Annotated in this window: 1 protein-coding gene; it reads left to right on the top strand. The window is 70.8% G+C overall.

Annotation, left to right across the window (positions count from 1 at the left end; all coding sequences use genetic code 11):
- Nucleotides 1–280: 280 nt before the first annotated feature.
- Nucleotides 281–2200: transglycosylase SLT domain-containing protein (locus D588_RS24670; protein WP_017916221.1), on the top strand; the 1920-nt coding region annotated here is incomplete at its 3' end.

The following is a 2200-nucleotide window of genomic DNA, read 5'->3' as shown; positions in this document are numbered from 1 at the left end:
CCCCCGAAAAGGGGGCCATGGTCCCGATGGGAGAAGGGGAACGCCAAAGCCCCTCTCCCCTTGGGAGAGGGGTTGGGGTAAGGGTACGGCGCGAAGCGACTCGCGGAGTTCAGGCGTACGAAGCTGCACCCGCATCTCACCCGCCCGTGCCGGAGCACAAAATGCAGGCCGGCACGCAATAGCGATCTGCAACGCTCCAGGGCATCGCACTGACACGACGTGCCGCGGCTCCACCCGTCGTTGAAACGGCGATTCATCCGCGTTCGGTATAGTCCCGCGCATGATCCTGCGCACGTCTCTCCTGCTGTTCGCCGCCGCGTTGTGCGGCCCTGTTCCCGCCCTCGCTCAGTCCCTGGATGCCCAGCGCCCGGCGATCCGCTCGGCGATCGACGATGCCGAGCAGGGCCGGTTCGATCCGGTCCGCGCGGCCGCGTTCAAGCAGCATCCGCTGTACGGCTGGCTGGAGTACGCCAACCTGCGCCGCAACATCGACAAGGTGTCCGATGCGCAGGCGCAGGACTTCCTCAAGCGCTACGCCGGGCAACCGGTGGCCGAGAGCTTCCGTGCGCTGTGGCTGCCGGCGCTGGCGCGGCGCGAGGACTGGCCAGCGCTGCTGGCGAACTGGAAACCCACCGAGAACCTCGGCCTGCGCTGCGCCCAGCTCAATGCGCGCCAGGCCACCGGCCGCGCCGACGCGCAGTGGGTGGACGAAGCGCAGGCGCTGTGGCGCAACGCCGGCAAGTCGCTGCCCGACGCCTGCGATCCGGTGTTCGCGGTGCTGCAGGCGCGCGGCGGCATGACCGATGCGTTGCGCTGGGCGCGCGTGGAAGCGGCCGCCGACGCACAGCAGCCGGCGGTGATGCGCGCCGCCGCACGCGGCCTGCCCGCGGCCGACCTGGCCCTGGCCAACGACTACGCGGCGTTCCTGGACGCGGTGCACACGCGTGCGCTGACCTGGCCCAAGACCGAGCGCAGCCGCAAGGTGGCGGTGGACGGGCTGGCGAAGCTGGCCAAGACCGATCCGGACGCCGCCGAACGGCAACTGCCGCAATTCGCTCAGGCGCTGCAGTTCAGCGAGGCGCAGCGCGGTGCGGTGCTGTACCAGATCGCGCTGTGGACGGTGGCCTCGTACGGCCCCGATTCGGCGCGCCGGCTCAACGCGGTGCCCGAGTCCGCGTACGACGAACGCCTGCACGAGTGGCGCGCGCGCGAGGCGATGGCGCGCGGCGACTGGCCGGCGGCATTGGCCGCGATCCGCAAGATGCCGCCGGCGCAGCGCAACGATTCGCGCTGGCAGTACTTCGAGGCGCGGCTGGCGGAGAAGACAGGTAATGCCAGCGAGGCGCAGCGGCTGTACCGCGCGGCGGCCAGCTCCGCCACCTTCCACGGTTTCCTGGCCGCCGACCGGCTCAAGCAGCCGTACGCGTTGTGCCCGTGGGAACCGAACGACAGCGCGCAGGCGCAGGCCGCGGTGGCACGCGATCCGTCGCTGGTCCGCGCGCTCGAGCTGTTCAAGATCGACCGCGCCGGCTGGGCCGTGGCCGAGTGGAACGATGCGCTGAGCCGTTTCGACGACACCCAGCGGCGCCTGGCGGTGGAAGTGGCCAGCAACAACGGTTGGTTCGACCGCGCGGTGTTCGGGCTCGGCAAGCGTCCGGAGGAACAGCGCCTGTACACGCTGCGCTTCCCGTTGCACCACGCCGAGACCATCCGCCGCGAAGCCGGCAGGAACGCGATCGACCCGTCCTGGGTCGCCGCCGAAATCCGCGCCGAGAGCGTGTTCAACCCCAACGCCCGCTCGCCGGCCAATGCGATGGGCCTGATGCAGGTGGTGCCGGCCACCGGCGCCAGCGTTGCCCGCAACCTCGGCCTGGCCGGCTACGGCGGCGCCGCCAGCCTGTACGACCCGGACACCAACATCGCCATCGGCACCGCCTACCTGCGCCAGTTGCTCAACACCTACGGCCTGCCCTACCTGACCATCGCCGCCTACAACGCCGGCCCCGGCCCGGCCGCACGCTGGCAGAGCCAGCGCCCGGGCCACGATGCCGACTTCTGGATCGAGACAGTCAGCTACAAGGAAACCCGCGAGTACGTGGCGCGCATCCTGGCCTTCAGCGTGATCTACGACTGGCGCCTCAACGGCGACGCCCTGCCGGTCACCGAGCGCATGCTCGGCAAGCTGGATGCGCCGCGGAAG

It is taken from the genome of Xanthomonas sp. SHU 308 (assembly GCF_000364645.1).
Classification (GTDB): Bacteria; Pseudomonadota; Gammaproteobacteria; order Xanthomonadales; family Xanthomonadaceae; genus Xanthomonas_A; species Xanthomonas_A sontii.
The sequence above is the reverse complement of the archived record's forward strand: the minus strand, read 5'-3'. Positions and strand labels throughout refer to the sequence as shown.